This window comes from Peiella sedimenti (assembly GCF_030504955.1).
GTDB classification, from domain to species: domain Bacteria; phylum Pseudomonadota; class Alphaproteobacteria; order Caulobacterales; family Caulobacteraceae; genus Brevundimonas; species Brevundimonas sedimenti.
The window spans coordinates 261,463-286,743 of record NZ_JAUKTR010000001.1; the positions used below are offsets into that span (position 1 = coordinate 261,463).

Genomic DNA, 25,281 nt, shown 5'->3' on the forward strand with positions numbered 1-25,281 from the left:
GACCATGCGCTTTTCACTGGCTCTTCGTAGCACCGCCTCCGCCGCCGTCATGGCGATGGTCGCCGGGGGCGCCGCCTTCGCCCAAGAGGAACCCACCGCGGTCGAGGAGATCGTGGTCACGGCGCAGAAGCGCGAGCAGAGCCTTCAGGACGTGCCGATCGTGGTGACGGCCCTGTCCGGCGAAATGCTGGAAGACGCCGGCGTCCATGACATCAAGGATCTGCAGATCCTGACCCCCGGCCTGACCGTCACCTCCACTACCACCGAGGCCTCGACGACCGCGCGCATCCGCGGCATCGGCACGGTGGGCGACAACCCCGGCCTGGAAAGCTCGGTCGGCATCGTCATTGACGGCGTCTATCGTCCGCGCAACGGCGTCGGCTTCGGCGACCTGGGCGAACTGCAGCGCATCGAGGTGCTGAAGGGTCCGCAGGGCACCCTGTTCGGCAAGAACACCTCGGCCGGCGTCATCAACATCCTGACCGAGGCCCCGTCCTTCGAGCCCGGCTTCTCCGGCGAGGCCACCTACGGCAACTTCGGCGCCTGGCGCCTGAACGGCGCCGTCACCGGTCCGCTCAGCGAGACCGTGGCGGGCCGCCTCTATGTGGGCGCCGGCCAGCGTGACGGCTTCTATGACGTGCTGCTCGGCGACGGCCCGCGCACCCTGACCGAGGACGCTGACCAGAACTTCTGGACCGCCCGCGGCCAGCTGCTGTTCCTGCCCAGCGACGACGCTTCGATCCGCATCATCGCCGACTACACCAGCCGCGACGAAAACTGCTGCGCCGCTGTGCAGATCCGCAGCGGCCCGACGGCGGCCTTCGTCAACGCCCTGGCGACCAACGGCGAGGGCGTGCGTCCGTTCACCACGGGCGGCTTCGGCCCGCCCCCCGGCTATGACTACCTGCCGTTCTCGCGCACGGCCTACTCCAACCGCGACACCGGTCAGGCGATGGAGGACATGGGTCTGTCGGCTCAGGCGGACCTCGACCTCGACCTGTTCGGCGGCTCGACCCTGACCTCCATCACCGCGTGGCGGACCTGGGAAACCGACAACGGCATGGATATCGACTATTCCGGCGCCGACATTGCCTATCGGCCCCAGGACGGTCAGTTCACGTCCAGCTTCGATCAGCTGAGCCAGGAGTTCCGGCTGGCCGGTCAGAGCGGCGGCCTGAACTGGCTTGTCGGCGCCTTCTTCGCCTCGGAAAGCCTCGAGCGGAACGACAGCTTCTTCTTCGGCGCGGACTATTCGCCGTTCCTGTCCTTCCAGTTCACCGCGGCCCTGAACGCCCTGAACCCCGCCATCGCTATCAGCCCCGCCCGTTACGGGTGTATGACGGCCCTCGGCCTGACCGCGCCGGAACTGCAGGGCTGCCTCGTGGGCCTCGTGGCGCCGCGCGGCCCTGTCCAGGACGCCGGCCAAGGCTTCCGCGACACCTACACCCAGGACAGCGACACCTGGGCCCTGTTCACTAACAACAGCTGGCAGTTGACCGACGCCTTTGAGCTGACCCTGGGCCTTCGCTACACCCATGAAAGCAAGTCGCTGAACGGTCTTCAGGACAATCTCGGAACCAACGGCGCCGCCTGCGCCGGATACCTAGCCAACCTGACCACCGTCGCCACGGTCCTCGGCGGCGGCAACCCGGTGGCCGGCACTCCTGCGGCACAGACGTTCGCCGGCCGCTACTGCCTGCCCTGGACCAATCCGTTCTACGACAACCGCGTCATCAACGAAGACCATTCGGACGGCGACTGGTCGGGCACCATCAAGGGCACCTACCGATTCAACGACGACTTCATGGTCTATGGCTCGTACGCCCGCGGCTACAAGGGCTTCGGCTACAATCTTGATCGCGTGCAGACCGGCATCACGCCGAACTCGACGCTGTTCTTCCCGGCCGAGACGGTCGACAGCTACGAGTTGGGCGCCAAGACCACCTGGCTGGACGGCTCGCTGCTCTTCAACGCCACCCTGTTCTGGCAGACCTTCGACAACTTCCAGCTCAATACCTTCCTGGGCACCTCCTTCGTGGTCGAGTCGATCCCGTCCGTGGAAAGCCAGGGCGTCGATATGGACCTGATCTGGCGCACGCCGGTTGACGGCCTGTCGTTCCAGGGCGGTCTGACCTACTCCCAGACCGAGTACGGCAACTTCACGGCCGCCGACCTGTTCAACCCGGGCAACTTCCCGCAGCTGTCCCTGCTGCCGGGCAGCCAGATGTCCTTTGCGCCGGAGTGGTCGGGCAGCGCCGCGTTCAACTATGAGCGCTCGCTGGCGGGCGATATGATGCTGGGGCTGAACCTCGCGGCCAAGTACACCAGTGAGTACAACACCAAGTCCGACCTGCTGCCCGCCGGCATGCAGGAGGCCCTGACCCTGTTCAACGGGCGCATCTCCTTCGGTCCGGCTGACGAGCGCTGGGCCCTGGAGCTGTGGGGCCAGAACCTGACGGACGAGGACTACTACCAGGTGGTGTTCAACGGCTTCGCCCAGGGCGACGCCTTCCCGAACCGCACTACGCCGCAGCCGTCGGGCACCCCGTATCCGGGCACCTTCTACAACCCGAACACCGACACCCAGACCTACGACGCCTTCCTGGGCCAGCCCCGGACCTACGGCGTCACCTTCCGCGTCCGCTACTAGGCGCGCGCGACCCTATGACTGGAGCGGCCGGGGGCGACCCCGGCCGTTTCTTTTTGCCCTTTGCAGCGCATCGGGGCCGGGCCAATCTGACGCCTCTTCTTTCAGGAGCAGGGGAGGCCGCCCATGGATCGCCGTCAGTTTCTCATGGGCGCGACCGCCCTCGGCATGGCGAGCGCCTCGTCCCTCGCGTGGGCCCAGGCGGCCGACGCCGACGCCCGTCTGTCCGCCCTGCTGGACGGCTGGCTCGAAGCGGATCTGGACCGCAACCCGACCCAGGCCACCAATCTGGGCCTCGACAGCGGCGACAAGGCCTATCGCGCGTCTCAGCTGGGCGACTATTCCCGCCAGGGCTGGACGGCGCTGCGCGCCGAGCTGGCTGGCCGCGCCCGCGCCCTGGCCGGCTACGATGAGACGGGGCTGTCCGACGAGGGGCGGCTGAACCTGGCCATCGCCCGCTTCCGCGCCGACTCGCAGGGGCGCGGCGCCCAGTTCGACTACGGCGCGGCCACGGGCGGCGGCCGCATGGGGCCCTACGTGGTCAACCAGCTGTCCGGCGCCTACTTCAGCGTGCCGGACTTCATGGACAACGACCACCGCGTCGAGGATCGCGCGGGCGCCGAGGCCTTCCTGGCGCGCCTGGCCCAGTTCGGTCCCGCCCTCGACCATGAGAGCGAGCGCATTCGCGCCGACGCCGCCTTGGGCGTAGTCCCGCCTGACTTCATCCTGGACCTGACCACCGGCCAGCTGGAGCGCCTGCGCGACACGCCCGCCGCGGAGATGGCCCTGGTGCGCTCGCTGGAGCGCAAGGCCGCGGCGCTGGGCCTGTCCGGCTATGGCGCGCGCGCGGCCGCCCTGGTCGACGCCGAGATCGAGCCGGCCCTGACTCGCCAGATCGAAACCCTGGCCGCCCTGCGCCCCAGCGCCGTTCACGACGCCGGGGTATGGCGCCTGCCCGAGGGGGAGGCGTTCTACGCCTTCGCCCTCAAGGCCTGGACGACCACCGACCTGTCCGCCGAGGAAATTCACCGCATCGGCCTTGAGCAGGTGGCCGAGATCACCGCCGAGATCGACGCCATCCTGAGCCGCCAGGGCATGACCGGCGGAACCGTGGGCCAGCGCGTTCAGGCTCTCAACAACGATCCCGCCCAGCTGTGGCCCAGTACCGACGAGGGCCGCGAGGGCCTGCTGGCCTCGCTCAACGCCCAGGTCCGCGCCCTGGAGCCGCGCCTGCCCGAGGTGTTCGGCCGCCTGCCGCGCTCAGGCGTCGAGATCCGCCGCGTACCCCCGGCCATCGAGAACGGCGCCCCGGGCGGCTACTATCAGGGCCCGCCGTTGGATGGATCGCGGCCCGGCGCCTACTACATCAACCTGCGCGACACGGCGAACTGGCCGAAGTTCGCCCTGCCCACCCTGACCTATCACGAGGCCAGCCCCGGCCATCATCTACAGGTGGCCCTGCAGCGCGAGGCCGAGGGCCTGCCGGCCTGGCGCCGCGCCAACGGCTTCTCGGCCTTCAACGAAGGCTGGGCCCTCTACGCTGAGGCCGTGGCCGGCGATGATCTGAACGTCTATGCGGACGACCCGCTCGGCCGGGTCGGCTTCCTCATGTCCTACCTGTTCCGCGCCGTGCGGCTGGTGGTGGACACGGGCATCCATCACCATCGCTGGAGCCGCGAGCGGGCGGTCCAGTACATGGCCGACTCGGGCGTGAAGCCGCTGAACGCCTCCAACAGCGAGATCAACCGCTATTGCGTGATGCCGGGCCAGGCCTGCGCCTACAAGATCGGCCATACGGTCATTGCGCGGTTGCGGCGCGAGGCCGAGGCGCGCCCAGGCTTCGATCTGCGCCGCTTCCACGACCGGGTTCTGGAGGCGGGATCGGTGCCGCTGGCCGTGCTGGAGCAGCGTATGCGGGCCTGAGCCCCGTCGCGCCAAAATCGGACGTATCGAAAAAACAGAACATCTTGCCAACCAGAACAAACGGTGCACATAGTGGCGCGTCGCTGAGGGGGCGGGCCGGTGTCGGCAAGGCGGGTTCCTCATCCCGGTGACATTCAGAATCGTGGCACTGGAAGAAGGGAACAGGCGATGAGCAAGGCGGCATTGAAGCTGGTGAGCAAGGACGACGGCGACAAGCAGCGGGCGCTCGAGGCGGCCCTGGCCCAGATCGATCGGGCCTTCGGCAAAGGCTCGGTCATGAAGCTGGGCAAGGGCGGCGTCGTCTCCGAGATCGAGAGCGTCTCGACCGGCTCGCTGGGCCTGGACATGGCTTTGGGCATCGGCGGCCTGCCCAAGGGCCGCATCGTCGAAATCTACGGCCCGGAATCCTCGGGCAAGACGACCCTGGCCCTGCACACCGTGGCCGAGATTCAGAAGGCCGGCGGGGTCGCCGCCTTCGTCGACGCCGAACACGCGCTCGATCCGGTCTATGCCCAGAAGCTGGGCGTGAATCTGGACGACCTGCTGGTCTCCCAGCCCGACACAGGGGAACAGGCGCTCGAGATCACCGACACCCTGGTTCGTTCGGGCGCCGTCGACATCGTGGTGGTGGACTCGGTCGCGGCCCTGACGCCCCGGGCCGAGATCGAGGGCGAGATGGGCGACAGCCTGCCCGGTCTTCAGGCCCGTCTGATGAGCCAGGCCCTGCGCAAGCTGACGGCCTCCATCTCCAAGTCCAACTGCCTGGTCATCTTCATCAACCAGATCCGCATGAAGATCGGCGTCATGTACGGCAGCCCCGAGACGACCACCGGGGGCAACGCGCTGAAGTTCTACGCCTCCGTGCGCCTCGACATCCGCCGCATCGGCGCCATCAAGAATCGCGACGAGGTGGTGGGCAACACCACCCGGGTGAAGGTGGTCAAGAACAAGGTCGCCCCGCCGTTCCGCGAGGTCACCTTCGACATCATGTACGGCGAGGGGATTTCCAAGATCGGCGAGATCATCGATCTGGGCGTCAAGGCCGGCATCATCGAGAAGTCCGGCAGCTGGTTCTCCTACGACAGCCAGCGTATCGGCCAGGGCCGCGAGAACGTGCGCGACTTCCTGGCCCAGAACCCCGACATCGCCGCCGACATCGAAGCCAAGGTGCGCGGCAACGCGGGCAAGATCGCCGAAGACCTTCTGGCCGCTTCGCCCGAGGGCGATCCGGACGAACCGGACGGCGCCCTCTAGAGATCATTCGCCGGAACGGCGGCCCGTGTGACCCGCCGACCAACCCGCGCGGGCCGTCACGCCGCCGGTGAGTGAAAGGGCCGCTCAGCCTCGCGCTGGGCGGCCCTTGTTCATGTTGGGAGCAACGCTCTGTCTCCTCCCTGCCGCGAAGCGGTGGGGAGGGGGACCGCCGAAGGCGGTGGAGGAGTGGGAACGTCGCATACGCCTCCCTATGCTCGCCTGGAGGTTCGCAGCCACCTCCCATCGCTGCGCGACAGGAAGGAGAGGAAAGGCTAAGCCCCCTCCAGCCGCCTGGCCCACCGCTGCAGGCGCGGCCGCGCCCTCAGGAAGCGGCGATAGAGGGCCTCCAGCACCCGCAGCACTTGGGGGCTGCGCGCCATCAGGCCCAGGGGCCGTAGAAGAGGCACCGCCCGCCACATGGCGGCGAAGGCCTCCGCGCCCGACAGCATCCGCTCGCCCTCGCGCGCGTGAAAGCGCGACAGCAGCTCCGCCGGATCGAGCGGACAGCTTTCATCCGCGCCCTCGGCCAGGTTCACGAAGGTGATGTGGCCCCGCCGGTCCAGTCGGCGGAAGAACGCGATCTCGCGCCGGCACAGGGGGCAGGCGCCGTCGTACCAGACCGTCAGCTCGCTCATGGGCGGCTCCTTGGATACGCCCCTTTTACGCCGCCGCTCGTGGCGAGAAAATGCAGACGTTCGCGGGTCTTCTCCGCATGGCCGGCCGCCGTGTGTGCCCCGATGCGCCCGCTGCCCGGAACAGCCCCATGCTGCCTACCGTCGGTCGCCGAGCACCCATCGCCTCTCGATGTGGCGCGGTTTGGCGCGGTTTGGCACGGTTTGGCACGGCGCTTTCGGGCCTGGCGCCCTGCCAGGTCTCCCTTCGCCCAACGATCCTTGGCTATGTCGCGCCGCACTCTCTATATGGGCGCTTTCCTTTCCGCACCTGCCCCCGAACTCACGACGCCATGGCCAGCCTGAACCAGATCCGCTCGACCTTCCTGGACTACTTCGCCAAGGCGGATCATCGCGTCGTGCCCTCGGCCCCCCTGGTGCCGCAGAACGACCCGACCCTGCTGTTCGTGAACGCGGGCATGGTGCCCTTCAAGAACATGTTCACCGGCGTGGAGACTCCGCCGCATCCGCGCGCGACCTCGTCACAAAAGTGCGTGCGCGCCGGAGGCAAGCACAACGACCTGGACAATGTGGGCTACACGGCCCGGCACCACACCTTCTTCGAGATGCTGGGAAACTTCAGCTTCGGCGACTACTTCAAGGCCGAGGCCATCGAGTTCGCCTGGAAGCTGGTGACCGGCGAGTTCGGCATCTCGCCGGACCGGCTGATGGCCACCGTCTATGTGGATGACGACGAGGCCTTCGACCTCTGGAAGAAGATCGCGGGCCTGCCCGAAAGCCGCATCGCGCGGATCGCGGGGTCCGACAACTTCTGGTCCATGGGCGACACGGGCCCCTGCGGCCCCTGCACCGAGATCTTCTTCGACCACGGCGAGGACGTGCCGGGCGGTCCGCCCGGGTCTCCGGATCAGGACGGCGACCGCTGGGTCGAGATCTGGAACCTCGTCTTCATGCAGTTCGAGCAGGCCGCGGACGGCACGCGCACCAACCTGCCCAAGCCGTCCATCGACACCGGCATGGGGCTGGAGCGGGTGGGCGCGGTGCTGCAGGGCGTGCACTCCAACTACGACACCGACCTGTTCCGCGCCCTGATCGCGGCCAGCGAAGAGGCGACCGGCGTCCGGGCCGAGGGCGACGAGGCGCCCAGCCACCGGGTCATCGCCGACCACCTGCGCTCGTCCTCCTTCCTGATCGCGGACGGGGTGACGCCGTCGAACGAGGGCCGGGGCTATGTGCTGCGCCGGATCATGCGCCGGGCCATGCGCCACGCCCACCTGCTGGGCGCCAAGGAGCCCCTGATGCACCGGCTGGCCCCCACCCTGATCGAGCAGATGGGCGGGGCCTATCCGGAGCTGGGCCGGGCCCGGGCTGCGATCATCGACACGCTGGAGCAGGAGGAGATCCGCTTCCGCACGACCCTGGGCCGCGGCATGACTCTGTTCGACGAGGCGGCCGGAAAGCTCGGCCAGGGCGGGATGGTGCCGGGCGCCACCGCCTTCACCCTCTACGACACCTATGGCTTCCCCCTGGACCTGACCGAGGACGAGGCGCGCAGGCGGGGCCTGAGCGTCGATATCGAGGGCTTCGAGGCCGCCATGGCCGAGCAGCGCGAGCGCGGCAAGGCCAACTGGAAGGGCTCAGGCCAGCAGGCCTCGGCGGCCGAATGGCTGCGCCTGCGCGAACAGCATGGGCCGACCCGCTTCGTGGGCTATGAGGCCGATGAGTCCAAGGGGACGATCCTGGCCATCCTCAAGGACGGACAGCCGGTCGACGCCGCCGAGGCGGGCGACGAGGTGGACGTGCTGCTGGACGAGACCGCCCTCTACGGCGAGGGCGGCGGCCAGGCGGGCGACCAGGGCGCCGGCTGGGCCAACGGCATGGTCACGGTCAGCGACACCACCCGGCAGGCGGGCGACCTTTTCGTGCACCGGGTCCATGTGGGCTCAGGCGGCTTCAAGGTCGGCGACCAGATGTCGCTGAGCGTCAATCCGGCTTGGCGCAAGCAGACGCGCGCCAACCACTCGGCCACCCACCTGCTGCACGCGGCCCTGCGGAACGTGCTGGGCGAACACGTGACCCAGAAGGGCCAGATGGTGGACGCCGAGCGCATCCGCTTCGACTTCAGCCACAACTCAGCCCTGTCCGAGGCCGAGATCGCCGACATCGAGGCCGAGGTGAACACGGTCATCCTGCAGAACGCCCCGGCGCGGATTGAGACCATGGCGCCGGAGGCCGCCATCGCGGCCGGAGCCATGGCCCTGTTCGGCGAGAAGTACGGCGACGAGGTGCGGGTGCTGACGCTGGGCGAAGGCTTCGACCCGATGGAGGCCAAGCCCTATTCGGTGGAACTGTGCGGCGGCACCCACGTGGAGCGGACCGGCGACATCGGCCTGTTCAAGATCGTCTCCGAGGGCGGCGTGGCCGCTGGCATCCGTCGCGTCGAGGCCCTGACCGGCAATGCGGCGCGGGCCTGGCTGGACGATCAGGCGGGCGTGGCGCGCAGGCTGGCGCGCGAGTTCAAGGTCCAGCCGGCCGACGTTCCGGCGCGCGTCGAGGCCCTGCAGTCCAGCGTCAAGGCGCTGGAGAAGCAGGTGGCCGAGCTGAAGAAGCAGGCCGCTCTGGGCGGCGGTTCAGGCGGCGCCGCGGCCCCGGAGGAGATCGGCGGAATCAAGCTGATCGCGCGCGTGCTGGACGGGGTCGGCGGCAAGGAGCTGCGCCCGCTGGCCGAGGACTTCAAAAAGCAGGTGGGCTCGGGCGTCGTGGCCCTAGTGGGCCTCAGCGACGGCAAGGCGGCCGTGACCGTGGCGGCGACGCCGGACATGGCCGGCAAGGTCAATGCGGCCGAGCTGGCCAAGGCGGCGGTGCTGGCCATGGGCGGCCAGGGCGCGGGCGGCAAGCCGGACTTCGCCCAGGGCGGCGCGCCGGACGGCTCCAAGGCCGAAGAGGGGCTGGCGGCGATCCGGCAGGCGCTGGGGGGCTAGCGGCAGTCCGCCAGACGTCGCCGATGCTCGGCCAGGGCCTCGGCGACCACCTCGATGCGGTCGGTCTGCACCCCGCCGCGCCAGCAGCGGGGCAGGCGGGCCACGGCCTCGGGCGTATCGATCCCTTCGACGGACTGGACCTGACGCTTGATCCCGCCCACGGCCCAGACCTCGGTCCCCGCCCGCTGCATGCGTTCCAGGAACCGGTCGGGCCAGCCCCAGAGGATCGTGCGGATCCCCTCCGGAGCCATGAGCACCGTGCCCTGGCAGGACTCTGGGACGTGGCCGGTCCAGCCGGTCAGCATGTAGTCCTTCAGGCAGGCCTTCATCTGGCCCTTGCTGGCCGCCGCGAGCCGAGGCTCCACCTCCCGGAGGCGCCGAATGGGCCTGTCGCCGCCGAAGAAGCTCACCCGCTCGGCCCTCAGGTGCGGGCGCGCCAGAAAATAGGCCGCCAGCCGGTCGGTTTCGCTGGGGTCGTTGGACTTGATGTTGATCTGAAATCGCCGGTCAGGAAAGGCCTCCAGCACCTCGGCTAGGGTCGGGATCGCGCCGACGCCCGTTCCCCGCAGCGGATAGGTTCGCCCGCCATCCGCCGTGTAACCGTAGCCCGCGTCCAAGGTCTTCAGATAGGCCATGGTCTGTTCGCGCGTGACCCCTTGGCCGTTGGTGCGGCAGTCCAGTGTCCAGTCGTGGAAGACCGCGAACTCGCCGTCGGTGGTGGGGTGGATGTCGATCTCGACCACGTCCGCGCCCAGCCGGAAGGCCTCACGCATGGAGGGCAGGGTGTTCTCGATGAAGGCGTGGGTCGGGGGGTGGATGCGCGTGGCCGTGCAGGCGTCGCGGGTCAGGCCCTCGCTGGGATAGGTCTGGTGGACGCCGCGGTGAGCCAGGACGGCGAACTCGTTGTCCGGATCGGCCGGCCAGGAGGCGTTGTGCAGGTAGAGGCCGGTGACGACGACCGCCGCCGCGCCCAGGATGATGCCGCGCATGGGGTCAGCGGCTCGCCGGGACCTGGGCTTCCGGCCCCGCGCCTTCGGGCAGGCCGATGTGCGCCAGCTTCCAGGCGTAGATCCCGCGCCGCTCGAAGGTGAAGATGGTCTCGGATCCGCCCTCATCGGCGACGGCGAAGCGCATGCGGTTCACACCCCAGTACTTGGGCTGGGGCCAGGGCTCGCGAAAGCTGGTGCCCGGCACGGCGTCCTCGGCGGTGCGCTGCGAGGCGAAGCGGCCTTCGCCGTCGGTCAGGCCCGCCAGGGCCTCGGGCGTCAGATAGGCGTCCACATCGGGGCCGGGCCTGGCCTGTTCCAGCTGGCGGCGGATCGCGCCCACGGGGTCGGCTAGGATCGAGGGCGGCGGCGTCTGATCCGCGGCCTGACCGGACAGCTGCGGGCGCAGGGAGGCGCGCACGGCGTCGAAATCCACCAGATCGGCCAGGGCCTGAATGTCCCGGGCCTGGCCCGCCGAACGCACGCCGAAGAAGGCCGCGAAGGGGGCGGCCACAAAGGCCAGGGCGGCGAGGATGATCGCCGCGACGAGCAGGTTGGAGAGGGCGCGCATCAAAGCCTCCGGTTCTGACTAACCGAGTTAAGGCCGATCCGGCTCCACGCCAACTGTTCTCGCGCGGGCGGGGAGGGCGGGGCGCGGGGCCCCGCCCAAGGACCGTCAGGCCGCCATGGCTTTGTTCAGGTTCTCGGCCACCTTGTCGATGAAGCCCTCGGTGGTCAGCCAGCCCTGCTGATCGCCGACCAGCAGCGCCAGGTCCTTGGTCATGGAGCCGCTCTCGACGGTTTCGACCACGACGCGCTCCAGCGTCTCGGCGAAGTCGATCAGGGCCTGGTTGCCGTCCAGCTTGCCGCGATGCTTGAAGCCGCGGGTCCAGGCGTAGATCGAGGCGATCGAGTTGGTCGAGGTGGCCTCGCCCTTCTGGTGCTGGCGGTAGTGGCGGGTCACGGTGCCGTGGGCGGCCTCGGACTCCAGGATCTTGCCGTCCGGCGTCATCAGCACCGACGTCATCAGGCCCAGCGAGCCGAACCCTTGCGCCACCACGTCCGACTGCACGTCGCCGTCGTAGTTCTTGCAGGCCCAGACGAAGCCGCCGGACCACTTGATGGCCGCGGCCACCATGTCGTCGATCAGGCGGTGCTCATAGGTCAGGCCCTTGGCCTTGAACTGGTCGGCGAACTCCTCGTCGAAGACCTTCTGGAACAGGTCCTTGAAGCGGCCGTCATAGGCCTTGAGGATGGTGTTCTTGGTCGAGAGATAGACCGGATAGTTTCGGTTCAGGCCGTAGGCGAAGCTGGCCCGCGCGAACTCGATGATCGAGGCGTCCAGGTTGTACATGCCCATGGCCACGCCGGCGCCCGGGGACTTGTAGACCTCGTGCTCGATCACCTGGCCGTCGTCGCCGACGAACTTGATCGACAGGGTGCCCTTGCCCGGCATCAGGAAGTCGGTGGCCTTGTACTGGTCGCCGAAGGCGTGGCGGCCGACGACGATCGGCTGGGTCCAGCCCGGCACCAGGCGCGGCACGTTCGAGCAGATGATCGGCTCGCGGAAGACGACGCCGCCCAGGATGTTGCGGATGGTGCCGTTCGGCGACTTCCACATCTTCTTGAGATTGAACTCCTTCACCCGCGCTTCGTCGGGGGTGATGGTCGCGCACTTCACGCCGACGCCGTGACGCTTGATGGCCTCGGCCGCGTCGATCGTCACCTGATCGTCGGTGGCGTCGCGGTTCTCCATGCCCAGGTCGTAGTAGTCGAGCTCCACGTCCAGGTAGGGGAAAACCAGCTTGTCCTTGATCATCTGCCAGATGATCCGGGTCATCTCGTCGCCGTCGATGTCCACGATGGGGTTGGCGACCTTGATCTTGGCCATGGGCTCTCTCTGTCGAACGGGGGTTCAGGGAAGTCGCGGGCGGTATAGCGAGCCTGTCCCCCGGCGCAAAGGCCGAGGCGACGGATCCGCCCCTGCCGCGTTGAGTGGACATGCACCCCATGACCGCCGATCCGACCGAACCTTCCCCCCAGGCGCCGCTGGACGTTCTGGTGGTGGGGGCGGGGCCGGGCGGCCTGGCTGCCGCAACCTATCTCGCCCGCTTCCGGCGGCGGGTTCTGGTGGCGGACGGGGGCGAGCCGCGCGCCGGCTGGATACCCGTCAGCCACAATATGCCGGGCTTTCCCCAAGGCATCGCGGGCAAGGACATTCTGGCCCGTATGCGCGAGCAGGCTGAAGAGTACGGCGCCGTGATCCAGCCGGTCCGGGTCGAGCGCCTGACTCCTGACGGCGATCACTTCGTCGCCGACTTGGCCGGGCGGCAACTGAGGGCGCGGGCCGTCGTGCTGGCCACGGGCGTCGAGGATCGCTTGCCGCCCCTGCCGGGCCTGGAGGACGCCATCCGCCGCTCGCTGGTGCGTATCTGTCCGATCTGCGACGGCTACGAGGCCACGGGCAAACGGGTGGCCGTGCTGGGCCGGGACGACATGGGCGTGCGTGAGGCGGCCTTCCTGCGCACCTTCACCCGCCACGTGACCCTGGTTCACATGGGCCCGCCCGAGGCCCTGACCGAGCGCAGGGCGCTGGAGGAAATGGGCGCGACCCTGATCGAAGGGCCGGTTGAAGCGGTGCGCCTGAACGGGGATCACGCCACCGCCCTGTGCTGGGGCGGCCAGTATCGCGACTTCGACTTCCTCTATTCCGCGCTGGGGACCAGGCCCAATGCCGGACTGGCCGAGACGCTCGGCGCGGCGCGGGCCGAGGACGGGCGGCTGACCGTGGACGAGCATCAGAGGACCAGCGTGAAGGGGCTCTACGCCTGTGGCGATGTGGTCAGGGGGTTGAACCAGATCGCTGTGGCCACCGCCGAGGCCGCCGTGGCGGCCACGGCCATCCACAACGCCTTGCGCGAGGCCGACGGATGGACCGTGGACTGACGCAGGAGCGTTGCGCGCCTGGGCGGCCCCTGATAGCTCAAGGACAGTCATTTTCCCCTGAAGGGCGAGGCCCATGCCCCGGCGAACCACCCCGCGCCCCTCGATCAAGGGCTTCCAAAAGACCTCGATGAAGGCCCTGTTCTGGGACCTGTTGACCTTCGACAGGCTGATGACCGGGCCGGTCATCCACATCATCTACTGGTGCGGCCTGGCCCTGCTGGTGCTGGGCGGCTTCTCCGTCATCGGCGGGGCGGTCGGCGTGGCCCTGCGCGAACCTGGGATCATGAGCTGGATCCTGGCGGTGCCGGTGCTGGTGGCGGGCCTGCTGGTGCTGCTGGTGATGGGCCTTCTGTGGCGGTCCTTCTGCGAGCTGTACGTGGCCCTGTTCCGCATCGCCGACGATCTGAGGGTCATGCGCGCCTTCGTCGAGCAGGACCACGGCGTGGGCGCGGCCCGGCCCTCTGCGGCTCCGGCTCCGGCCCAGACCAGCGACATCGGCGACAAGGGCGACGCGGACCTGGTTTCGAAGATCTGAGACCTGCCCCTTGGCAGGGCGTCATGCCGCAAAATCGCGTGCCAACCTGCCAAACCTGCCAGTCGCGCCAACTGACCCGCTGAACCCTTCTCCCACGAGGGGAGAAGGAAAGGCGACCGAACGACTCGGACTCGAAAACACCGTCCGAAGCGTCCGAAGCGTCCGATGAGTCCGGATCAGCAGCGATGAGAAAGACCCGCCGCCCGGCTAATAGGGGCGATCAGGAGGCAGGGTAGGACTGCGCGCAAAGCCGTGCATAAGTTGCGGGGCAGGATGGGCTTTCCGCGTGCTCGGTAAAGCGGGACGGTCCAGCCGGTGCGGGGACAAGGGCCGCCGCTACGCCCGCAGCGCCGCCGCAAACGCCTGAGCCGCCGGTTTGGGCCGGCCATCGTCGTCAAACAGCAGCGGCCGGTCCGGGCTGAGCGGATTGTGCTCGCCGCCCCGGCGCAGCCAGCTGTCGCGGTCGCGCGCCCCCCAGACCGTTACGCCGAAGCGCTGGGCCGGAGGTAGGTCGCCCATGGCCTCGACCGCCTCGGCGAACAGGCGCGGCTGGCGCGCCGGGTCGCCTGCGTCCGTGGAGACATCGATCTCGGACACATGGACCGGCAGGCCCAGGGCGGCGAGCTCGCGCACAGTCTGGCGGATCGCCCCGTCCGGCAGATCGCAGTCGATGTGGGTCTGGGTTCCCAGTCCCGAGAGGGGCGCGCCGGCGCGCAGCAGCCGCTCGGCCAGGGTCAGGAAGGACCGCCGCTTGGCCGGGTTGGATTCCAGATTGTAGTCGTTAAGGAACAGCGGAACGTCGGGGTCCGCCTCGCGCGCCGCCTCGAACGCCTCAATGATGTAGCCGTCCTGGCCCAGCGCCCGCGACCACAGACAGTCGCGCAGGCCCGAGCCGTCGTCGCGGATGGGCTCGTTGACCACGTCCCAGCCCGTCACCTGTCCACGATAGCGGCCCATGACACGCGCGATATAGCCGCGATAGGCGCGGCGGAACTCAGCTGGACGATCCGCCAGGGCCTCGAAGCTGGGGCCGCCCTGGGCGTACCAGATCAGGGCGTGACCGAAGACGCCCAAGCCCATCTGGCGAGCGCGGGCCACCAGCTGGTCGGAGCGGGAGAAGTCGAGGCCGCCGTCCTCCAGCAGGATGGCCTCCATCTTCATTTCCCACTCGGGCGTAATGCGGTCGAAATGAGTGCGGGCGACCTGGGTCCAGCCGCCGTCGTCGAACTGGCCGGTCATGGCGGCAAGCCCGAGCGGAAAGGAAGCGGCGTCCTTCAGCGGGGCCAGGGTCTGGGGCGACGGCTTGGAGGCGCCCGCCCCGCAGGCGGCCAAGGCCCCTGCGCCAAGCAGGAGCGAGCGGCGCAGCATCAGCCGGCCGCGCGCCGGCGCAGCGCGATCTCGTCGAAGGCGGCGGTCTCGCGCTTGGCGCGCTCGGCCAACTCGGCCAGGCGGGTCAGCTCGGAGACGTGCTCGAACTTCTTCAGCTCTTCAAAGGCGGAGGTGAGGGCGTCGCGGGCGCCCTGCTCCTCGGCGGTGACTTCGCCCAGGGCGTGTTCGGCGGCGGCGCGGCGCACCGTCCAGCCGTCGAGGAAGGCGTTCAGCAGCAGGGCCGCTTCGCCGTCGGAGCGGGCGCGCTCGGTCTCGACCTCACGTTCGGCGTCCAGGCAGGCCAGACGCATCTCGGCCGACGCGCGGCGGGCGGCGACCTCGGCCAGACGCTTCTGCAGCCCCTCGACCTCGAAGCGCGAGATGCGGATGAGCGATTGAGCCCATTGGGTCATTGGACGCCGTCCTTGATCATGCCTTGGTCGAGTATGGCGGCCAGCTGGGTGAAGCTGTCGTTAAGACGCGTCGTTTCCTGGGGGCCTTGGCCAAGGAAAGCCTCCAGGTCGGGGTTCAGGGCGATGGCCCGGTCCACGATCGGGTCGGCGCCGGTGCGATAGGCCCCGATGCGGATCAGCTCTTCCATGTCGTTGTAGGCCGACAGGCACTGGCGCGCGCGACGGGCGATCTCGCGCTCGGGCGGGGTCTGGCAGCCGGGCAGGGTGCGGCTGACGGACTTGAGCACGTCGATGGCCGGGAAGCGGCCGCGCTCGGCGATCTTGCGGTCCATGACGATGTGGCCGTCCAGGATGCCGCGCACGGCGTCGGCGATGGGCTCGTCGTGGTCGCCGCCGTCCACCAGCACGGTGAAGAGGCCGGTGATGGCCCCGCCGGGCGAGCCGTCGGGACGCAGGGGGCCGGGGCCGGCGCGCTCGAGCAGCTTGGGCAGCTCGGTGAAGACGGTGGGCGTATAGCCCTTGGTGGTGGGCGGCTCGCCCGCGGCCAGGCCGATCTCGCGCTGGGCCATGGCGAAGCGGGTGACGCTGTCCATCAGGCAGAGGACGTGCAGCCCCTCGTCGCGCAGGGCCTCCGCGACCGACAACGTCATGTAGGCGGCCTGACGGCGCTTGAGCGCAGGCTCGTCCGAGGTGGCGACCACCACCACGGCGCGGCGGACGCCCGCCTCGCCCAGGGTCTCCTCGATGAACTCGCGCACCTCGCGGCCGCGCTCGCCGATCAGGCCCACCACGACGGCGTCGCAGGCGGCCTCGCGCGCCAGCATGGACAGCAGCACCGACTTGCCGACGCCGGAGCCGGCGAAGATGCCCATGCGCTGGCCCTCGCAGGTGGTGGCGAAGACGTCCAGCGCCCGCACGCCCAGGTCCATGCGCTCGCCCACCCGGCCGCGCGAATGGGCGGGGGGCGGGGAGGCGCGCAGGGGATAGGGGATGGGGCCCGTCGGCAGCGGGCCCTTGCCGTCGATGGGCTGGCCGAAGGCGTCGATGATGCGGCCCATCCAGGCGCGGCTGGGCCGCACGGCGGCTCGGTCGCCCGTCAGACGGATCTCGGCGCCAGGGGCCACGCCCTCGACCGGGCCGTAAGGCATGAGCAGGGCCTTGGCGTCACGAAAGCCCACCACCTCGGCGGGCAGGGCGGTCTGATCCCGGCGCACGATCTCGGCCCGAGCGCCCACCGCCAGGCGGGACAGGCCGCCGCGCGCCTCGATCAGCAGGCCGTTGACGGCCGCCACCTTGCCGGTGACGACCAGAGGATCAACGGCGCGGACGGCGGCGGCGAGGCTGGACAAGAACAGGCCTGAAGGCTGGACCGAAGGGGATCGGCCCAGCCTTGCCCGGCATGGTTAACGCGGGATGAAGTTTAGGCCGCGCGGCGCTCGCGCAGGTCCGCAAGGACGCGGGACGCCTCGGCGCGGAAGCCCGTCAGCTCGTGATCCAGATAGTCGCGCGCCTTCTCCCAGGGCGTGCGGTGCAGGCGGCCGTGGGACAGGTTGTGGCCCAGACGCCGGCCCTGAGTGGCGGCCATCATGCCGGCGCTGGCCAGCTTGGCGCGGGCGCGGGGCGAGCGGCTGACCAGAAGGGCGCCCAGGGCCAGACCCGCCACCAGGGCGACGCCCGTGGAAATGCGAGGATGCGCCTTGACCGTCTCCTTGGCGCGCTCGGCGCCCCGCAGCGAACGCTCGCGCACGTCGGTGGCCATGCGGCGGGCGCGTTCGCGCAAGTGGGCGGTCCGATCCTCGGACGAGGCGTCGTTGAGGCCGACGACGTTCTCGTTCGGCATATCGGGCAGGCCGGTCTGGGTCGTCGAGGTGGTGGGCGTTTCGGTGCGGGGCATAGCTGTCTCCGGCTTGAGGGGGGCTCTGTGTAAAAACAGACCGAAGGCAGGGCAGGTTCCGTCCAATCGTCCCTGGCGTCGGAATCGAATCGTTGACGAGGGTGCTGGACGCCGATTCGCAAATCAGCCTACGATTCGAACCGTTGGTTAGCTTTAACCAATCTTAAGGTTTTCGGCGTCAGCGTGCCGGGGAGAGCCCTGAACGCCAAAGCTTTAGGGTGCAATGGCCAAGCTTCGCTGGAGGGGGCTGGATGCGAGTTCTGCTTATCGAGGACGACAGCGCCACGGCGCAGAGCATCGAGCTGATGTTGAAGTCGGACGGCTTCAACGTCTACACGACCGACCTTGGCGAAGAAGGCGTGGATCTGGGCAAGATCTACGACTACGACCTCATTCTTCTGGACCTGAACCTGCCGGACATGAGCGGCATGGAGGTCCTGCGGCAGCTGCGCGTCGGCAAGATCAACACGCCGGTGATGATCCTGTCGGGCACCTCTGAGATCGAGACGAAAGTCAAGACCTTCGGCGGCGGCGCCGACGACTACATGACCAAGCCCTTCCACAAGGACGAGCTGATCGCGCGCATCCACGCCGTGGTCCGCCGCTCCAAGGGCCACGCCCAGTCGGTCATCAAGACGGGCGAGATCCTGGTCAACCTGGACGCCAAGACGGTCGAGGTGAACGGCCACCGCGTGCATCTGACCGGCAAGGAATACCAGATGCTGGAGCTGCTCTCCCTGCGTAAGGGCACGACCCTGACCAAGGAGATGTTCCTGAACCACCTTTACGGCGGCATGGACGAGCCCGAGCTGAAGATCATCGACGTCTTCATCTGCAAGCTGCGCAAGAAGCTGGCTACGGCCGCGGGCGGCAAGCACTACATCGAGACCGTCTGGGGCCGCGGCTACGTGCTGCGCGACCCGCAGGAGGGCGCGGCGACCGTCGCCGCCTGACGCCTCTCTCGTTCAAGACACTGAAGCGCTCGCCGGGAGACTGGCGGGCGTTTTCGTTTGGCTAGGGACCGGGCGTCATCTGCATTACGGCGAAGAACGCCGGTGTCCCGTCTCCACGAGGCAGGCCAATCCCGATGATTGGCTGGCCATCCCGCTCGTACTGAACGCCCCTTGAGCCGGGAACTGAGACCAAACCGTCGACCTCGAAAGGGTGGGCGGAGAGATAGGAGTCCACCGCAGCGTGATCCCAGGCGGACACGAAGATTGTGCAGACACGGCGTGGCTCCCCGCCTTCGCTGCCCCTGCCAAAGATCGTCATGTAATAGTCGGACGATCCACGTCGACGTCCCGCCCGTAGTTCAGCGCCCTCGGGGATGTTGGAGAAGCCTCTCTCCACGAGAAAGGCATGGGCCTCCTGCGCAGTCCGCTGGCCAAGCGCGTAGTTGACGCAGGCCTCCAACTGCAGGGGCACCGTCGCCAAGTCGGCCTCAGAGATAGTCGGAGCTGGCTGGGCCAGCAGCGCCGCGGCGAGCAGGGAAAGCATGGAACCTCCAGGATCGGCAGCCTTCTTGCCATGCTGGCTTGGCCGCCGATACCCTCATCCTCTGGAGGAGGCGGGGCATGAAACGGATCTGGTTGGCGGCGGCGCTGATGGCGTTGCTCGCCCTGGGACTGGGCTGGTGGTCGATGCGGCCGCCGGCGGCCTTGGGGACTGACGCGCCGGCTGAGCGGTTCTCGGCCGGACGGGCCATGCAGACCCTGGCTGAGATCGCGCGCGCGCCGCATCCCTCGGGCAGCGCCGAGCACCGGCGGGTCTTCAACCACCTGTCGCGCCGGATGGGCCAGCTGGGCCTGGAGACGGGCGCTCAAGGCGGGCCCATGAGCCAGGCGGGCGCCGCGCGCTATCGCCGCTGGTTCGGCGAGCAGGCCCAGGTCCCCCAGGCGCTGAACCTGATCGGCGTGCTGCCGGGGACGGACCGCAGCCTGCCGGCGGTGGTGATCATGGCGCATTACGACACGGTGCCGGGCTCGCCGGGGGCGGGCGACGACTCCTCGGGCGTGGCGGCGGCGCTGGAGGCGGTCAGGGCCGTCAAGGCGCAGGGCCCGACCCGGCGCGACATCATCGTGCTGCTGACCGACGGCGAGGAGCTGAACCTGGAGGGGGCGCGCCTGTTCTTCGCCGCCCATCCGCTGAGAAGCGGCGTCGGCGCGGTCATCAATCTGGAGGCGCGCGGCTCGGGCCGGGTGCTGATGTTCGAGACGGGGCCCGAGGCCGGGGCCCTGGCCGACCTTTATGCGCGCGAGGTGGAGCGCCCCTCGGCCCACTCCATGGCGGCGGCCATCTACAGCCTGATGCCGAACGACACGGATTTCTCGATCCCGCGCGAGGCCGGGATCGGCGGCTACAACCTGGCCTTCACCAGCGGGCCTGAGACCTACCACTCGCCCAGTTCGACGGTGGACCGGGTGGACCCCGGCTCGATCCAGCATATGGGCGACCATGCGACGGCTCTGCTGGGCGCGATGGCGCGGGCCGAGGCGCTGCCGGCCGAGGCCCCGAACAAGGCCTATGCCGACGTCTTCGGCCTGATGGTCATTTACCCGGCGTGGGTCGGGTGGCTGCTGCTGGGACTGGCGGCGGTGCTGGGCGTGGCGGCGGCCCGTCGCCTGGGACTGCGGGTCCGGGACGCGGCGCCGGCCCTGTGGTTCCCGTTGTGGCTGCTGCTGAACGCCGCCCTGCTGCACCGGCTGATGGACGCGACGGCCAGCGGCGGGGCCATGGGTTACTATGACCGGCTGGGGTCGATGGGGTTGCTGGGCCTGATGGCGGGGGGCGTGACCGCCGCAGGTCTGTTGGCCGGGCCGCACCTGACCGGCTTGCGGCCCCGCTGGATCGCCGCGGCGGTCGTGGTCCTGCTGGGCGCGGCGACCGCGGTCCTGTCCGGCGACCTCAACCTGTTCCAGGCGGTGCTGACCCTGCTGGCGGCGGGCGTCTGGCTGATCGCGCCCCGGCATGGCCATCGTCGCGAAGACGGTTGGCGGCCCGCCGTGGGGGCCGTGGCGGCGCTGCTGCTCCTGGCCACGGCGTTGCAGGCGCTGCTGGCGCCGGCGGCCTATGTGCTGGCCTGGCCCGCGCTGATCGCGGCCCTGATGCTGGCGGCAGCGGCCTTCCTCGATCCGAGGTTGGACCGGCCCTGGACGCCCTGGATGCTCGCCGTCATCGGCGGCGTGGCGGCGGCCTGGATTGTGGGGCTGTACTGGATGGTCTTCATCAACATCGGCTTTGGTCTGCCCGAGGCGATGGCCGTTTTCGCCCTGATCCTGGCCGGCCTGATCTGGCCGGTGCTGGCTCGGTTGCCGCGCCGGGCGGCGCTGGGGCTGGCGGCCGTGGCCGTGGGCGTCGCGGTTTGCGCGGCGGTGGTCGAGCGCCTAGATGGCGTCGCGCCGACCGTACCGACCTACCAGGGATGAGCCGATGGCCGTGACCGTCTTCCACAATCCGAACTGCTCAACCTCGCGCCGCGTGCTGGAAGAGATCAGGGCCGAGGGCTACGCGCCCGAGGTGGTCGAGTACATGAAGGCCGGCTGGACCGAGGCGGGTCTGAGGGACCTGCTGGCGCGGATGAACGCCTCGCCCAGGGACGTGCTGCGCACGCGCGGCGGCCAGGCCGAGGAACTGGGTCTGCTTCAGGACGGCGTCTCGGATCAGGCCCTGCTGAAGGCCATGATCGAGCATCCCGTTCTGGTCGAGCGGCCGATCGTGAAGGCGGGCGACAGGGCCGTGCTGGCCCGCCCGGCGGAGCGCTGGCGCGAGGTGGTTTAGGGTTATCTCCCTTCCCCTGGAGGCGGGAGGGCTATTGCCGCTACGCCACCTGACGTTCGGCGGGCGCGGCCTTGACGAAGACGCCCCGCCGCCCGGCGACCAGCCGGAAGGGTGCGCCCGGGGCCAGGATCGGCTCGCTGGGCGCCGTGATCAGAACGCCGTCGGAGGCGAGGACGCCGCTGAGGCTTTCAAGCACGCGCAGACGGCGTTCAGGCTCCATGTCGCCCAGCACGTTGCGGCACAGGATCATGTCGAAGGGACCCGCCGGCGGCGGGTCCAGCAGGTTGGCGCGCTCGAAGCGCACGGCGCCGCGCAGCTGCGGCTCGGCGCGCCACATTTCGCCGTCCTTCTCGAACCATTCCAGGACCCGGCGGGCGGAGAGGCCGCGCTGGACCTCGAACTGGGTATAGAGGCCGCTGCGGGCCTTCTGGACGGCCTGTTCCGAAATATCGGTGGCGAGGATCTCGATGCCGGGCGCATGGGCCTCAGCCGCCGTGACGGCGAGCGAATAGGCCTCCTGCCCCGTGGCGCAGCCGGCGGACCACAGCCGCACGCGGCCGCGCGCCTTGGCCAGGGCGGGCAAGAGCTGATCCTTGAGCAGGGCGAATTGCTCGCGATGCCGGAAGAACTCGGTGTCGCCCGGCAGCAGCGCCTCGATCACGCGCCAGCCCAGCGAGTCGACCCCCTGGGCCGGCAGGGCGGACATGAGAGCGTCGAGCGAGGCGAAGCCCTCGCGCCGGGCCACGGCGCCCAGGCGCGTCTCAATGCCGTGGGCGCGGCTGGAGTCCAGCAGCTGACCCGTGCGGCCGCGCACCATCTCCCTGAGACGCTCGAGAATGACGGGGTCGATCACAGCGCCCCTCCGTCAGGCCAGTCCGACTTCGGCGAACTTGGAGGTGATGATGTCGCCGTCGAAGGGCTTCATGACGTAGTCGTCGGCGCCCGCGCCCAGGGCCTCGCGGATGCGCTCGGGCTGGTTCTCGACGGAGCAGAAGATCACCTTGACCTTCGCGCCGTCGGGGTCGGCGCGCAGGCGGCGCAGAAAGGTCAGCCCGTCCATCACGGGCATGTTCCAGTCGAGCAGCACCGCCGTGGGCATGAGCGCCGCGCAATAGGCCAGCGCCTCGGCGCCGTCGGCCGCTTCGTCCACCTCGTAGCCGAGGTTCTCGACGATGCGGCGGGCGACCTTCCGGATGATGCGGCTGTCGTCGACGATGAGGCAGCGGGCCATGGCCGCAATCTGGGCCGCGCTGGTTAAGAGTTCGTTCGGGAAACCCTCTCAGGCCGGCATGCGGATGCGGATATCCACGCGATCCTGACCGGTCTCGAAGCTCAGCTCGCCGCCCGCCGCCCTGACCGTGTGGAACAGCCAGTAGGGCTGGGTCCACTGGCCCGCCAGCATGCCATCTCCGACGGGTTCACCCGAGAGCCCGGCGACGGCCTCGGCCTTGAAGCGCGCGCGGGGGCCTTCGGAGACTGCGGTCATGACAAGGGCGCCGCCCTCCTGGGCCAGGGTCAGGGTCGCGGTCCCGCCTGAAGGGAGACAGCCGCCCGCCAGCTGGGCCAGGTTCAGCGCCGCGCGCGCCTGGGGCTTGCCGAACTGGGCCGCCGACGAGGTCCAGGTCAGATTGGCGCGCAGGTCTTCGAAGACGCCCTGGGCCAGGGTTTCCAGCTCTTCGCTGGAGAAGCGCTCGGAGGTGGTGGCCGCGCCGAACGCCACGCGGGCGAAGTGCACCAGCTTGACCAGCTTGCGCGCGCTGGCCTCGACCAGGCCCATGGCCTCTTCGCGCATGTCCTGGGCGGATGGGTCCTTCAGCAGGTCCAGGCCCGACACGATGGCGCCGGAGGGACTGATGAAATCGTGGCAAAGCTTGGCCGCGATCAGGGTCGCCAGCTCGTCGGCGGACGGCGAGCCGTCAGGAGCGGTGAGATGTCCAGGAGCCGGTACCGGAGACATGGGCGCGCCCTCGAGAAACTGTCGATTGTCAGCGAGCCGCAAGGCTGACGTGATTTGCGGCGTCGTCAAAGAGCGACGGGTGCTCTAAAGGCCCCCGCCATGAGTACGTTCGCGGAAGATGTGACCTCCGGCCGGATCGGCGCCCGGCTGGCTGAAATCGCCCAGGCGGCGGCGGAGGTGATCCTGCCCTACTGGCGCGCCGGCGGCGCGGTGACGATCAAGGCGGATGAAAGTCCCGTGACCGAAGCCGATCATGCCGCCGAGGCCCTGATCCTTGAGCGGCTGGCGGCGCTTTATCCCGGCGTGGCCGTGGTGGCCGAGGAGCAGTCCGCGGCCGGCCTGTCGCCGGAAGCCGTGGGCGAGGCCTTCTTCCTGGTGGACCCGCTGGACGGGACGCGCGCCTTCGTGGCGGGGCGGGAGTTCTTCGTGGTGAGCATCGGCCTGGCCGTGGCCGGGCGGGCGGCCGCGGGGGCGCTGGCGGCGCCGGCGCTGGGGGTTGTCTGGCATACGGGCGAGGGCGGCGCTTTCAGGCGGCGCTTCGACGAGACCGAGGCGGCGGCCATTCAGGCGCGGCCTCTGACGCCGGGCCAGGGCGCCGCCCTGGTATCTCACACCCTGACGCCGGAACAGGCCGAACGCATCGCCGCGAGCGTCGGCTGCGCCGCCTGGCGGGGCATGGATTCAGCCGTGAAGTTCGGCCTGATCGCCGAGGGGGCCTACGACGCCTATCCCAGGCCGGGCCGCACCATGGAGTGGGACACCTGCGCCGGAGAGGCCGTACTGACCGCCGCCGGGGGCCGCGTGCTGGACGAGGCGGGGCGGCCCATGCGCTACGGCCGCGCGGCGGATGGCTGGGAGAACCCGGGCTTCCTGGCCGAGGGCGTCAGGTGAGATGATGTCTCCTCCCCATGGCTGCGCCATAGGCGAGGAGACCGCGGGCGCCCCTCGCATCGCGGCCGGCGCGCTCTTATCTGCTCCGGAGCGAAAGAGGAGCCGCCCATGACATCGCCGTCGCCGCGTTCGACCGAAGGCCGAGGCCGCATCTACGACTCGGTGCTGGACACCATCGGAGACACCCCCCTGGTGCGGCTGCCCCGGCTGGACGCCGAGCTGAGCCCCCGAGCGACCGTGCTGGCCAAGCTGGAGTTCTTCAATCCCATCGCCTCGGTGAAGGATCGGATCGGCGTGGCCATGGTCGAGGCCATGGAGCGCGACGGGCGCCTGAAGCCCGGCGGGATCATCATCGAGCCCACCAGCGGCAATACCGGCATCGCTTTGGCCTTCGTGGCGGCGGCCAAGGGCTACAAGCTGATCCTGGTCATGCCCGAGAGCATGTCGATCGAGCGGCGCAAGATGCTGAAGCTGCTGGGCGCCGAGCTGGTGCTGACCCCGGCGGAACAGGGCATGAAGGGCGCCATCGCCCAGGCCGGGCAGTTGCTGGAGGCGACGCCGGGCGCGGTGATGCCGCAGCAGTTCGACAACCCCGCCAATCCGGACATCCATCGGCGCACCACTGCCGAGGAAATCTGGCGCGACACGGACGGCAAGGTGGACATCGTCATCTCGGGCGTGGGCACCGGCGGCACCCTGACCGGGGTGGGCGAGGTGCTGAAGGCCAGGAAGCCGGGCGTGCGCATGATCGCGGTGGAGCCCGAGGCCTCGCCCGTTCTGTCGGGCGGCCAGCCCGGCCCGCACAAGATTCAGGGGATCGGCGCGGGGTTCGTGCCCGGCAATCTGGACACCCGCTTGATCGACGGGGTCGAGACCATCTCGAACGACGACGCCGTGGAGATGGCGCGGCGCGCGGCGCGGGTCGAGGGCCTGCCCGTGGGCATCTCGTCGGGCGCCGCGCTGACGGCCGCCTATCGCGTGGCGGGTCGTGAAGAGAACGCGGGCACGACCCTGGTCGTCATCGTGCCCAGCTTCGCCGAACGCTATCTGTCGACGGTGCTCTTCGAGGGCTTGTGA

Annotated in this window: 23 protein-coding genes; 11 read left to right on the forward strand and 12 right to left on the reverse strand. The window is 69.4% G+C overall.

The features are described from left to right. Positions 1-4 precede the first annotated feature (4 nt). From Q0812_RS01290 to recA, 3 genes are all read left to right on the forward strand, one after another. The gene (locus Q0812_RS01290) at positions 5-2,650 is read left to right on the forward strand and encodes a TonB-dependent receptor (RefSeq protein ID WP_302108484.1); all 2,646 of its coding nucleotides are present in this window, start codon (positions 5-7) and stop codon (positions 2,648-2,650) included. Positions 2,651-2,773: 123 nt separating this feature from the next. After that, the gene (locus tag Q0812_RS01295; protein ID WP_302108485.1) at positions 2,774-4,570 is read left to right on the forward strand and encodes a DUF885 domain-containing protein; all 1,797 of its coding nucleotides are present in this window, start codon (positions 2,774-2,776) and stop codon (positions 4,568-4,570) included. 168 nt (positions 4,571-4,738) lie between these two features. After that, the gene (recA, locus tag Q0812_RS01300) at positions 4,739-5,824 is read left to right on the forward strand and encodes a recombinase RecA (protein ID WP_302108486.1); all 1,086 of its coding nucleotides are present in this window, start codon (positions 4,739-4,741) and stop codon (positions 5,822-5,824) included. A 272-nt stretch (positions 5,825-6,096) separates the two neighbouring features. Here recA and Q0812_RS01305 read toward each other — a convergent pair whose 3' ends face one another. After that, positions 6,097-6,459 (reverse strand): thiol-disulfide oxidoreductase DCC family protein, encoded by a 363-nt coding sequence (locus tag Q0812_RS01305; protein WP_302108487.1) that lies wholly within the window; start codon positions 6,457-6,459, stop codon positions 6,097-6,099. Between the two features lie 329 nt (positions 6,460-6,788). On the opposite strand from Q0812_RS01305, the gene alaS reads away from it, so the two are divergent. Next, complete coding sequence (alaS, locus tag Q0812_RS01310) at positions 6,789-9,437, forward strand: alanine--tRNA ligase (RefSeq protein WP_302108488.1); 2,649 nt, start codon at positions 6,789-6,791, stop codon at positions 9,435-9,437. On the opposite strand, the gene Q0812_RS01315 is transcribed toward alaS, so the two are convergent. The 3 genes from Q0812_RS01315 to Q0812_RS01325 form a co-directional block, all read right to left on the reverse strand. Next, complete coding sequence (locus Q0812_RS01315; protein WP_302108489.1) at positions 9,434-10,426, reverse strand: glycerophosphodiester phosphodiesterase family protein; 993 nt, start codon at positions 10,424-10,426, stop codon at positions 9,434-9,436. The genes alaS and Q0812_RS01315 overlap by 4 nt on opposite strands. A gap of 4 nt (positions 10,427-10,430) precedes the next feature. Then, positions 10,431-10,994 carry a DUF2939 domain-containing protein gene (locus Q0812_RS01320; protein ID WP_302108490.1) on the reverse strand — a complete coding sequence of 188 codons (564 nt, stop codon included), beginning with the start codon at positions 10,992-10,994 and terminating at the stop codon, positions 10,431-10,433. 105 nt (positions 10,995-11,099) lie between these two features. Beyond that, positions 11,100-12,314, reverse strand: coding sequence for an NADP-dependent isocitrate dehydrogenase (locus tag Q0812_RS01325; protein ID WP_302108491.1), 1,215 nt, complete (start codon positions 12,312-12,314; stop codon positions 11,100-11,102). A 119-nt stretch (positions 12,315-12,433) separates the two neighbouring features. Between Q0812_RS01325 and Q0812_RS01330 the strand changes: the two genes are divergently transcribed. Both Q0812_RS01330 and Q0812_RS01335 read left to right on the forward strand, forming a co-directional pair. Beyond that, entirely contained in the window at positions 12,434-13,369 is a 936-nt protein-coding gene (locus tag Q0812_RS01330) for an NAD(P)/FAD-dependent oxidoreductase (protein WP_302108492.1), read from the forward strand. 73 nt (positions 13,370-13,442) lie between these two features. Continuing rightward, the gene (locus tag Q0812_RS01335; RefSeq protein ID WP_341923456.1) at positions 13,443-13,904 is read left to right on the forward strand and encodes a DUF4282 domain-containing protein; all 462 of its coding nucleotides are present in this window, start codon (positions 13,443-13,445) and stop codon (positions 13,902-13,904) included. Positions 13,905-14,240: 336 nt separating this feature from the next. Here Q0812_RS01335 and Q0812_RS01340 read toward each other — a convergent pair whose 3' ends face one another. The 4 genes from Q0812_RS01340 to Q0812_RS01355 form a co-directional block, all read right to left on the reverse strand. Further along, a complete protein-coding gene (locus Q0812_RS01340; RefSeq protein ID WP_302108493.1) occupies positions 14,241-15,272 on the reverse strand; it encodes an endo-1,4-beta-xylanase in 1,032 nt (343 codons plus the stop codon). Beyond that, positions 15,272-15,685, reverse strand: a complete 414-nt coding sequence (locus Q0812_RS01345) for a flagellar FliJ family protein (protein WP_302108494.1) — start codon at positions 15,683-15,685, stop codon at positions 15,272-15,274. The genes Q0812_RS01340 and Q0812_RS01345 overlap by 1 nt, the downstream gene beginning before the upstream one ends. Further along, positions 15,682-17,034 carry a flagellar protein export ATPase FliI gene (gene fliI, locus Q0812_RS01350; protein ID WP_302108495.1) on the reverse strand — a complete coding sequence of 451 codons (1,353 nt, stop codon included), beginning with the start codon at positions 17,032-17,034 and terminating at the stop codon, positions 15,682-15,684. Before fliI ends, Q0812_RS01345 begins: the two co-directional genes overlap by 4 nt. A 71-nt stretch (positions 17,035-17,105) precedes the next feature. Next, the gene (locus Q0812_RS01355) at positions 17,106-17,579 is read right to left on the reverse strand and encodes a hypothetical protein (protein WP_302108496.1); all 474 of its coding nucleotides are present in this window, start codon (positions 17,577-17,579) and stop codon (positions 17,106-17,108) included. Positions 17,580-17,830: 251 nt separating this feature from the next. Here Q0812_RS01355 and ctrA point away from each other — a divergent pair, with 251 nt between their 5' ends. Next, positions 17,831-18,532, forward strand: a complete 702-nt coding sequence (gene ctrA, locus Q0812_RS01360) for a response regulator transcription factor CtrA (RefSeq protein WP_302108497.1) — start codon at positions 17,831-17,833, stop codon at positions 18,530-18,532. A gap of 61 nt (positions 18,533-18,593) precedes the next feature. Here ctrA and Q0812_RS01365 read toward each other — a convergent pair whose 3' ends face one another. Next, the gene (locus tag Q0812_RS01365; protein WP_302108498.1) at positions 18,594-19,076 is read right to left on the reverse strand and encodes a hypothetical protein; all 483 of its coding nucleotides are present in this window, start codon (positions 19,074-19,076) and stop codon (positions 18,594-18,596) included. Between the two features lie 77 nt (positions 19,077-19,153). On the opposite strand from Q0812_RS01365, the gene Q0812_RS01370 reads away from it, so the two are divergent. Then, the gene (locus tag Q0812_RS01370) at positions 19,154-21,004 is read left to right on the forward strand and encodes a M20/M25/M40 family metallo-hydrolase (RefSeq protein WP_302108499.1); all 1,851 of its coding nucleotides are present in this window, start codon (positions 19,154-19,156) and stop codon (positions 21,002-21,004) included. 4 nt (positions 21,005-21,008) lie between these two features. Next, complete coding sequence (arsC, locus tag Q0812_RS01375; RefSeq protein WP_302108500.1) at positions 21,009-21,356, forward strand: arsenate reductase (glutaredoxin); 348 nt, start codon at positions 21,009-21,011, stop codon at positions 21,354-21,356. A gap of 40 nt (positions 21,357-21,396) precedes the next feature. On the opposite strand, the gene Q0812_RS01380 is transcribed toward arsC, so the two are convergent. Genes Q0812_RS01380 through chpT form a run of 3 tightly spaced genes read right to left on the reverse strand, consistent with a single transcriptional unit; the run spans position 21,397 to position 23,313 of the window. Next, the gene (locus Q0812_RS01380) at positions 21,397-22,209 is read right to left on the reverse strand and encodes a CheR family methyltransferase (protein WP_302108501.1); all 813 of its coding nucleotides are present in this window, start codon (positions 22,207-22,209) and stop codon (positions 21,397-21,399) included. 12 nt (positions 22,210-22,221) lie between these two features. Continuing rightward, positions 22,222-22,587, reverse strand: a complete 366-nt coding sequence (locus Q0812_RS01385) for a response regulator (RefSeq protein ID WP_302108502.1) — start codon at positions 22,585-22,587, stop codon at positions 22,222-22,224. A gap of 48 nt (positions 22,588-22,635) precedes the next feature. Next, a complete protein-coding gene (gene chpT, locus Q0812_RS01390) occupies positions 22,636-23,313 on the reverse strand; it encodes a histidine phosphotransferase ChpT (RefSeq protein WP_302108503.1) in 678 nt (225 codons plus the stop codon). A gap of 99 nt (positions 23,314-23,412) precedes the next feature. On the opposite strand from chpT, the gene cysQ reads away from it, so the two are divergent. Together cysQ and cysK are read left to right on the forward strand one after the other, a co-directional pair. Beyond that, positions 23,413-24,204, forward strand: coding sequence for a 3'(2'),5'-bisphosphate nucleotidase CysQ (cysQ, locus tag Q0812_RS01395; RefSeq protein ID WP_302108504.1), 792 nt, complete (start codon positions 23,413-23,415; stop codon positions 24,202-24,204). 108 nt (positions 24,205-24,312) lie between these two features. Next, positions 24,313-25,281: a cysteine synthase A gene (gene cysK, locus Q0812_RS01400; protein WP_302108505.1), complete on the forward strand. Its 969-nt coding sequence runs from the start codon at positions 24,313-24,315 to the stop codon at positions 25,279-25,281.

Excerpts from the sequence above, each read along its gene's own strand:
- Q0812_RS01315 (WP_302108489.1), bottom strand. The coding sequence starts at position 10,426 with ATGCGCGGCATCATCCTGGGCGCGGCGGCGGTCGTCGTCACCGGCCTC.
- Q0812_RS01330 (WP_302108492.1), top strand. The coding sequence starts at position 12,434 with ATGACCGCCGATCCGACCGAACCTTCCCCCCAGGCGCCGCTGGACGTT.
- Q0812_RS01325 (WP_302108491.1), bottom strand. The coding sequence starts at position 12,314 with ATGGCCAAGATCAAGGTCGCCAACCCCATCGTGGACATCGACGGCGAC.
- cysK (WP_302108505.1), top strand. The coding sequence starts at position 24,313 with ATGACATCGCCGTCGCCGCGTTCGACCGAAGGCCGAGGCCGCATCTAC.
- Q0812_RS01290 (WP_302108484.1), top strand. The coding sequence starts at position 5 with ATGCGCTTTTCACTGGCTCTTCGTAGCACCGCCTCCGCCGCCGTCATG.
- ctrA (WP_302108497.1), top strand. The coding sequence starts at position 17,831 with ATGCGAGTTCTGCTTATCGAGGACGACAGCGCCACGGCGCAGAGCATC.
- Q0812_RS01335 (WP_341923456.1), top strand. The coding sequence starts at position 13,443 with ATGCCCCGGCGAACCACCCCGCGCCCCTCGATCAAGGGCTTCCAAAAG.
- Q0812_RS01305 (WP_302108487.1), bottom strand. The coding sequence starts at position 6,459 with ATGAGCGAGCTGACGGTCTGGTACGACGGCGCCTGCCCCCTGTGCCGG.
- Q0812_RS01365 (WP_302108498.1), bottom strand. The coding sequence starts at position 19,076 with ATGCTTTCCCTGCTCGCCGCGGCGCTGCTGGCCCAGCCAGCTCCGACT.
- chpT (WP_302108503.1), bottom strand. The coding sequence starts at position 23,313 with ATGTCTCCGGTACCGGCTCCTGGACATCTCACCGCTCCTGACGGCTCG.
- Q0812_RS01295 (WP_302108485.1), top strand. The coding sequence starts at position 2,774 with ATGGATCGCCGTCAGTTTCTCATGGGCGCGACCGCCCTCGGCATGGCG.
- Q0812_RS01345 (WP_302108494.1), bottom strand. The coding sequence starts at position 15,685 with ATGACCCAATGGGCTCAATCGCTCATCCGCATCTCGCGCTTCGAGGTC.
- alaS (WP_302108488.1), top strand. The coding sequence starts at position 6,789 with ATGGCCAGCCTGAACCAGATCCGCTCGACCTTCCTGGACTACTTCGCC.
- arsC (WP_302108500.1), top strand. The coding sequence starts at position 21,009 with ATGGCCGTGACCGTCTTCCACAATCCGAACTGCTCAACCTCGCGCCGC.
- Q0812_RS01340 (WP_302108493.1), bottom strand. The coding sequence starts at position 15,272 with ATGCTGCGCCGCTCGCTCCTGCTTGGCGCAGGGGCCTTGGCCGCCTGC.
- Q0812_RS01320 (WP_302108490.1), bottom strand. The coding sequence starts at position 10,994 with ATGCGCGCCCTCTCCAACCTGCTCGTCGCGGCGATCATCCTCGCCGCC.
- Q0812_RS01355 (WP_302108496.1), bottom strand. The coding sequence starts at position 17,579 with ATGCCCCGCACCGAAACGCCCACCACCTCGACGACCCAGACCGGCCTG.
- recA (WP_302108486.1), top strand. The coding sequence starts at position 4,739 with ATGAGCAAGGCGGCATTGAAGCTGGTGAGCAAGGACGACGGCGACAAG.
- Q0812_RS01370 (WP_302108499.1), top strand. The coding sequence starts at position 19,154 with ATGAAACGGATCTGGTTGGCGGCGGCGCTGATGGCGTTGCTCGCCCTG.
- Q0812_RS01385 (WP_302108502.1), bottom strand. The coding sequence starts at position 22,587 with ATGGCCCGCTGCCTCATCGTCGACGACAGCCGCATCATCCGGAAGGTC.
- cysQ (WP_302108504.1), top strand. The coding sequence starts at position 23,413 with ATGAGTACGTTCGCGGAAGATGTGACCTCCGGCCGGATCGGCGCCCGG.